We start from the raw sequence: 7,485 nt of genomic DNA, 5'->3' as shown, positions 1-7,485 counted from the left end.
GGTGTTAGCTGCGCTCACCCCCCCGAATCACTGACTTGAGTCAGCTCATCGGGATGTGTTCACTTGCCGCCTACCTGCAACTCCAATGACTTTGGGGATCCTTCGTCCTTGAAGTCGCAGGGGTGTTAGCTGCGCTCACCCCCCCGAATCACTGACTTGAGTCAGCTCATCGGGATGTGTTCACTTGCCGCCTACCTGTAGCTCCAATGACGAAGTGCATGCCTTATTTATTGAATTTCATGCTAATAAATAGCGCTGAGTCATCACAAACATCGCGATGGCACGTTGTAAGTGATGGGCATCAAAACGGTTAAGCAGATAGCTGTCCGCGCCTTTGCGTGGGCGAATACACAGTGAGAGTTTTGGCTCGCCTGTTTCATCGTTAATCAGATCAAATTGATAACTGCCGATATCTTTTTCATCTTCACGCCAGGAGATTTGTACCGCAGGTAATGGGTTGCCTGCGCTAGGTTGGCGAACGGCAAAAAAGTACTCTCCGGCCCAGAACCCGGCGTAATCCCCATCAGCCTGTAGATGTTTGGTGCGAAAAATAGGCGCATCGACTAACTGACGGATAGCCTCGGGCGTTATCTGTTGTCGGGTTTGTTGCCACAGCGGGGTGTCATTTTCAAGTTGCCAGCAGGCTGCACCAAGATAATCATTCAATTCGCGCCAATCGGCATCGAGTTGCTGTAGCAACTCTTCATCGAGGATATTACGGTACTGCTGCATACCGCTGGGTTGTTCGCCCAATGTTTCGTAGGTGATTAACTCCATGGTGCGGGGTTTACGGCGAAAGCTCATCCACAACACGGCCTTAGGAATGCGAAATTCAATGGATTGAATGCTCAGACGATAGCGATCGCCTTTATTCACCACAAAACCATTGGCTGTACCGCGCTTATTTTGGTAATTACGTACCACCACCACGCTATTTAGTCCCATCCAGCCAGTGACATAATGTTCGCTGTCGGAATTGGCAACATCCAGATCGATAACCATCTGGATAATTTTATCCGTTTCAAGCTTAGCCAGCGGGTGGGCATCCCCGGCAGAGTAATACAGCTTCTCGGGTTCTTCGGGTAACTCAACGGTTAACATGGCATGGCCTTTTATCGGGTGGGATCGGCTGATAGCTATCTGGTTCATAGCTTAACTCAAGCTGTCATACAGATTGTGGTATAACTGGAATTAGGATGAAAATTCGTGCTATGGATCAACTTTTTCGCTGGTTGATGGTCATAGACAGGCAAACTAATACCACGCCCGCTAAGCCGTTGCACAGAGCCTGGCTCACTGTCCGGCGAGTAGATTAATCAGATAATAAGGATTTCGATAATGAAAGGTAACAAAACCCGCCATTGTCTTGTGGCTGCGGTGATACTCAGTGTCAGCTCCTGGGCTTTCGCGCAGCCAACCACCACAACTGTCACAGCCACGTCAGTTGCCCAGACTTCTTCTGTCAAAAGCCGCCCGACTACGGCGGATCTGCTGCAACAGCCGGTTTATAAAAATAGCTGGCAAAAAATGGTGAAAAGCCAAAAGAATCTCCCCGCCTGGGCACGCAAAGGGGTGGGGACGTCAGCACCTTATGAGGTGATAAATTGGCAAGGGCAGCAATATAAGGTGGGGCGAATTTGTAAACCTCATGATTGCAGCAATAACTTTATGTGGGTGGCGTTTAGTCAGGATAAAAAACAAGTATGGCAGGCATGGGGAATGCGTATTTCCGTGGCGGACAAGCCACAAGCACTTGATAAACCGAGTGAGTTCGCGACCTATCAATGGCTCGGTCGCCCCAATGACAGTATCCAGGCCATGCTCAAAAAGCAGTTACAGCAAGATCCTAATTGGCACTGATTGCAGGCAGGTCGCTAATAAGTAAATTTATCTAGATTAATTGATTATATTGATGAAGATGTCACTGGCGGATTTGAATGCTGGTTGCAGCGGCCTCGCAGCAGCGAGGCCTGAATCGTGAATGCAACCAACACAGCTACAACTTGAACGATGACGGGGATATCAACCAACGCCAGCTTGATGCAGGTCGTGCAGATTAATGGCTCCGACCAGTTTCCCATCCAGATTCACCACCGGTGCGGCACTGAGATGGTGCTGATGCAGTGCCTCCAGCGCTTCTCCTGCGCGCCATTGCTCAGGTAATCGGTAGCCTGGCCGTGTGATGGCATTTTCTAAGGGTTGCTGTAAGGTGCCACCTTTTACCAGCCAGCGGCGTAAATCACCGTCAGTGAATACCCCCACAACCCGTTGCTCCGGGTCACATACAGCCACCAGCCCTAGTCCTGTACGGCTCAGTTCTAACATGGCTTCCATTACGCTGTCGGATTCATTCACCATCGGCAAGCGATCACCGGTTCTCATTAAGTGATGGACTCGATTAAGTAGCCTTGCGCCCAAGCTGCCGCCAGGATGTGAGCGGGCAAAATCTTCTGCACCGAAACCGCGATGGCGCATTAATGCCATTGCCAGAGCGTCCCCCATCATCAGGGTATTAACCGCGCTGGAGGTAGGAGCCAACCCCATCGGGCAAGCTTCGTGCTCGACACTGATATCCAAGACACAGGCAGCACCCAGCGCCAGCGGGGACTCTTTGCCGCCAGTGATGGCAATCACGGGGATCTGGCTATCCGCCAACAAGGGTAGAATCAGGTCCAGTTCTTTGGCGCGCCCTGAGTAGGAGATAAAAATCACCACATCCTGAGGGCCAATCATGCCCAAATCGCCGTGCAATGCTTCAGCCGGATGTACAAAGAAGGAGGGGGTGCCAGTGCTGGCCAGTGATGCAGCAATCTTTTTACCAATATGGCCAGATTTGCCAATCCCTGAAACTACAGCCTTACCGGTGCAGGCTAATAATAACTCACAGGCGCGGATAAAATTATCATCTAAACGTGACAGCAGCTTATGCGCTTCTGTCAGTTCAATTTCCAGTGTTTCACGGGCATAGGTAATCAACGGATTAGTCATTTTTATCAACCAGAATGATGTTAATGCCCATGTCCTGTAGCGCTTGCAAATATTCTGGGCTAATACCTTTATCTGTAATCAGGATATCAACGGCACTTAACGGGCACACTACATTTGGGCTTTTACGGCCAAATTTGGAGGAATCGACCAGCAAAATAATGCGGCTAGCGGCACGGCACATCGCCGTACTAACATGATAAACTTCGTTAAATGTGGTGACACCTGCTTTCAGATCGACACCATCTGCACCGATAAACAGTTGATCGAAACTAAAATTATCAAATGCAGATTCTGCCAGACTACCATGAAAAGAGGCTGAACCTTTACGGTAAGTGCCACCCGGCATCAAGATAGTTTGATCGTTATCCAGCTCAACCAGTTCATTGACGATATGCAGGCTGTTGGTCATCACCGTGATATTGTTGAATTTTGTCAGGTGGGGAACCATTTGCAACACGGTACTACCGGCATCAAAAACCAGGCTATCACCGTCTTTAATCAGTTTGCTGGCAGCTTGAGCAATTTGTTTTTTCTTATCGGTATTAATGTGAGTTTTACGGTCAATGGGTTGTTCTATATCATCACGATTTAATACGACCCCACCGTAGGTACGGATAACCGCCCCTTCATTTTCAAGACTGGTTAAATCCTTACGAATAGTGGTACCGGTGGTTGAAAAATGTGCGGCGAGTTGATCGACGGCCGTCTTTCCGTGTTGTTGGAGATATTCCAGTATTGCAACCTGTCGCTGCTTTGGCTTCATAACGATCCCCGCTCAAGTATTTCCATTGCCTCTTTTTCAGGCATAACTTTCACATGAAAAAGAATAGCTTTCATTGTGAAAATATCATGATTTCGGTTTAATCGCTAATAATAGTGCAGTTTGGCATGCTTTATCCGTAGGGAAGATCACATCCGGGATTAAATCCTGCTGATGTAAGCCATGAAGCTGAGGTAATGGGCGTGGGCGGGCGAAAACGCTAATGCCACGCATGATCATGCTGTCACTGACCCGCATATTCTCATCGAAAGCCAGCGCCATTACCACGCGGGGCTTAAAGCGCCCGCCAGATCGGCCAACACCAACTGATTTACTGTGCTGACACAGGCGGTCAAAAGCACGGTTAAACCGATTGATTTGCCACCAGCCAAGCATGATTTGCAGCACCCAGGCGATGATAACAATAGTGATCAGTGCTGATGTTGGAGACATATTTTTATCCTTCTTACTTGACGTTGCAGCAGTGTTAGCTGCGTTCGTTGCTTGGCCCATCCTTGGGCCAAGCCTCTGTGAGACCGCTAGAAACAGTCCCCTTCGCTTGCTGGGATGACAAACTGTTTTTTCAGACAACATCACACTTAAAACATCACCTGACCACCGGTAATATTAATTGATTGTCCGGTGCAATAGGCGGCTTTATCGCTAGCGTAGAACAACAGCATGTTAAGCACATCCTGATAATCACAACCCCGTTTTAGTGGCACTTTATCGGTGTAATATTTTTCAACTTCTTCTGGTTGAATGCCCAACTTTGCAGCGTACTGCGGTAAAAGTGATTGGAACATCGGTGATTTCAACAGATTGCCTAACATCAGGGAATGCACCGTGATACCGTAGTCAGCCAAGTCCAGAGCCAATGATTGGGTCAAACCAACGCCACCAAACTTGGCAGCACTGTAACCCGAGTTGTGTTTACTGCCCACTTTACCTGATTTGGAGTTGATCTGGATAATTCGCCCGGCAACGCCATCACGGATCATCAGGCGAGAGAATTCACGAGCACATAAGAAGTAACCGACCAGATTGACCTGTAGTGAGCGGTCAAAATCATCCAGTGGGAAATCAGTAATCGGTGCTGCCTTGGCAATGCCTGCGCTGTAAACGAGCAGGTTAGTTTGATGGAAACTTTGATCTACTGCTTTTGCCAGCATTTGCACGCTGCTTTCATTGGTGGCATCAACCTGAAAACCACGGGCGCTATCTGCGCCGTATTCGGCATTAATCTGATCAGCGACTAACTGTGCGTTAGCTGAATTTAAATCAGCAACTGCAACTTTATACCCTGCTTCGGCAAGACCATGACACAAGAATGCGCCTAATGTTTGTCCACCGCCAATAACTACTGCTACTTGTGACATAACTACCTCCAAAATTATCCTTGGTACTTGAAGCTGCCGCGGTGTTAGTCGAACTCACTCACCCGAATCACTGACGAGTGTCAGCTCATCGGGATTTGTTCGTCTACTTCCTTTGCAATTCCAATTACTTCGGCTAATACCCTTAGTACTTGAAGCTGTCGCAGGGTTAACTGCGATGCTAATGACATCGGGTATAAATGAATAAATTAACGAATAAATTTCAGTGAGCTACCGATAGGAATATCATCGGGTGTTGGCCCTATTACATGGATAGAACCGGGGAACTCAGGCTGCTTATCACCATTAAAACGAATGGTGACATGACCCAATTCACGCAGGTTCTGAGTTGCCACCTCGCCAACTGCGGTGATGACATAGCGCAGATCAGCCAGTTCCATAATGTTGCCAGCCTGTAGCTCTCCATCGGTATCGCTGTGCTGATGGATAAAACAGAACTCTTCAATATCTTTGGGTGCCCCTTCGCGGAAGGTGATAAGCATGTCATCAAGCAGCGCCTCGCGGGCGCTGTCGCCGATATTGGTAATAGTTGTCTGATAAATAGTATTCATACGTACATCCTTAACCGTTGAATGTATTACAGATAATTTTGTATTTAGTGCTTACTGATAGATAAAGGCTGATGCTGCCCAGGCAATCAATACTGTTGGCGCTCCGGTAAGGAAACGGCCAACCAGAACCGAAGGGACACCGACACGAACGGTATCTTGTTTCGCTTCGGCCAAAGACAGACCTACTGGGATAAAGTCACATGCTGCTTGGGCATTAATTGCAAATAACGCTGGCAGGGCTAATTGCGGTGGAATATTCCCCAAACCAATTTGTACCCCAACCAATACGCCGATAACTTGTGCGATAACGGCCCCTGGGCCTAAGAACGGTGACAACAGTGGGAAGGAGCAGATCAGTGCCAAGAGCACTAAGCCTATCGGGCTGCTGGCCAGCGGTGTTAAGCCGTGGGCGATAAAGTCGCCCAAACCGGATGCCATAATGATGCCGATTAACGCCGAAACGAAGGCCATAAACGGCAGGATAGTTTTCAGTACGGTATCGATGGTGTCGCGGCCTGACTGGAAGAATACCGCCACAACAGACCCCATCCCCATCCCGACTTTCGCCAGTAACCCGTCACTTTGTTCGGTAATTTTCTTGCTGGTATCGTAATCACGACCAGCTTTGCTTGCGGTTGCTGTCGCCGGTTCTGCTGGTGCAGCCGTTGCGGTGGCGTGATCGGTTCCACTGACTTTATGGATATTTTTTTCACGCACACCGGAAACATAAATATCTTCCAGTATATATTGCGCCATCGGCCCGGATTGACCGGTTGAATGGATATTAACGGTTGGAATACGGCGTTTCGGATACAGGCCACAGCGCAGGGTGCCACCACAGTCAATAATCGCCACGGCGATCTCTTCGGCTGGTGGCTCACCTTCTTTGAACCCATCCACCGCTTCCCAGCCAGTCAGTTCACTGATACGGTCAATAATGGCCGGGCGGGTACCCGCGGTGATATAGACAATTTTCTTACCCGGTACGATTGGCAACACTAATGGGCCACCCCAGCCGCCTTCGCCTTTTTCAATCCTGATGAATTCACTCATGCTCTGCTCCACACAGTATGTATTTAATTTACATATTAAAGTTGTACGTTACGGTCCAGACGGATGCCCATTTTGCGTTCAAAGATGGAGGTCGTCAGATCGGTAACCCAGCCACGGAAGAAGTTGGTGAACAACCCAACCAGGAAGTAGCTAACAGCCAGCGGGCCGAGGGGTAAGCCCAGTGTGGTTAAACCACTGGCAATACCTAAGAACACGAACAACTCACCTGGGTTAATGTGTGGGAACAAACCATTCATTGAGTGGCAACTGTAAGAGGCGGCCGCGTAATAACTTGGTTTATATTTTTCTGGCATAAAACGCCCGAGACTTAAGGTCATCGGGTTACAAAATACAAAGGTACCGATCAGTGGCAGCAACAGGTAACGGGAAACAGGGTTACCGGCACAGCGTTGAGCCAATCGTTCAATCCTATCCTGACCAACAAACTTGATCAGTGCATTCATGATTACTAACAAACTGATTAATAAAGGTAAGATCCCGGTGACCATGCCAACAAAAACTTCGCCCCCTTTTTGGAAGAGTCCGATAAACCACTCGGCTCCATGGGTTATGAGTTCAATCATTTTTTTCTCCTGTAATCGAGGTTATGGCTGTTTTTATAAACTTTTGTTTTGAAAAGAAACTTCAGGAACCGCGTAATAAAGCGGTATTCAAAATACTGAGGTTCCAGAATGGACTTCAGCATCTTGTCTGTCGCCATGTGAACTACCATAAT

General features: G+C 48.4%; 9 protein-coding genes. 1 reads left to right on the top strand and 8 read right to left on the bottom strand.

The features are described 5' to 3' along the window. Positions 1 to 237: 237 nt before the first annotated feature. Complete coding sequence (locus V1952_RS18380) at positions 238 to 1,101, bottom strand: hypothetical protein (RefSeq protein WP_420071792.1); 864 nt, start codon at positions 1,099 to 1,101, stop codon at positions 238 to 240. Positions 1,102 to 1,338: 237 nt separating this feature from the next. Between V1952_RS18380 and V1952_RS18375 the strand changes: the two genes are divergently transcribed. Then, the gene (locus tag V1952_RS18375; RefSeq protein WP_420075279.1) at positions 1,339 to 1,860 is read left to right on the top strand and encodes an inhibitor of vertebrate lysozyme family protein; all 522 of its coding nucleotides are present in this window, start codon (positions 1,339 to 1,341) and stop codon (positions 1,858 to 1,860) included. A gap of 162 nt (positions 1,861 to 2,022) precedes the next feature. Here V1952_RS18375 and gutQ read toward each other — a convergent pair whose 3' ends face one another. The 7 genes from gutQ to srlA form a co-directional block, all read right to left on the bottom strand. After that, complete coding sequence (gene gutQ, locus V1952_RS18370) at positions 2,023 to 2,988, bottom strand: arabinose-5-phosphate isomerase GutQ (RefSeq protein WP_083163230.1); 966 nt, start codon at positions 2,986 to 2,988, stop codon at positions 2,023 to 2,025. Beyond that, positions 2,981 to 3,751: a glucitol operon DNA-binding transcriptional repressor SrlR gene (gene srlR / locus V1952_RS18365; RefSeq protein ID WP_083163232.1), complete on the bottom strand. Its 771-nt coding sequence runs from the start codon at positions 3,749 to 3,751 to the stop codon at positions 2,981 to 2,983. The genes gutQ and srlR overlap by 8 nt, the downstream gene beginning before the upstream one ends. 84 nt (positions 3,752 to 3,835) lie before the next feature. Next, the gene (gene gutM / locus V1952_RS18360; protein ID WP_083163234.1) at positions 3,836 to 4,201 is read right to left on the bottom strand and encodes a transcriptional regulator GutM; all 366 of its coding nucleotides are present in this window, start codon (positions 4,199 to 4,201) and stop codon (positions 3,836 to 3,838) included. A 146-nt stretch (positions 4,202 to 4,347) separates the two neighbouring features. Beyond that, a complete protein-coding gene (gene srlD, locus V1952_RS18355) occupies positions 4,348 to 5,127 on the bottom strand; it encodes a sorbitol-6-phosphate dehydrogenase (RefSeq protein ID WP_372559646.1) in 780 nt (259 codons plus the stop codon). A gap of 206 nt (positions 5,128 to 5,333) precedes the next feature. Further along, complete coding sequence (gene srlB / locus V1952_RS18350; RefSeq protein ID WP_083163238.1) at positions 5,334 to 5,696, bottom strand: PTS glucitol/sorbitol transporter subunit IIA; 363 nt, start codon at positions 5,694 to 5,696, stop codon at positions 5,334 to 5,336. 51 nt (positions 5,697 to 5,747) lie between these two features. Beyond that, the gene (gene srlE / locus V1952_RS18345) at positions 5,748 to 6,749 is read right to left on the bottom strand and encodes a PTS glucitol/sorbitol transporter subunit IIB (protein WP_083163240.1); all 1,002 of its coding nucleotides are present in this window, start codon (positions 6,747 to 6,749) and stop codon (positions 5,748 to 5,750) included. Between the two features lie 35 nt (positions 6,750 to 6,784). Continuing rightward, complete coding sequence (gene srlA / locus V1952_RS18340) at positions 6,785 to 7,333, bottom strand: PTS glucitol/sorbitol transporter subunit IIC (RefSeq protein ID WP_004877312.1); 549 nt, start codon at positions 7,331 to 7,333, stop codon at positions 6,785 to 6,787. Between the last annotated feature and the right edge of the window lie 152 nt (positions 7,334 to 7,485).

The organism is Yersinia sp. 2542 StPb PI (genome assembly GCF_048593855.1).
GTDB classification, from domain to species: domain Bacteria; phylum Pseudomonadota; class Gammaproteobacteria; order Enterobacterales; family Enterobacteriaceae; genus Yersinia; species Yersinia enterocolitica_E.
Note: the sequence above shows the minus strand (reverse complement) of the source record. Positions and strands in the feature narration are given on the sequence as shown.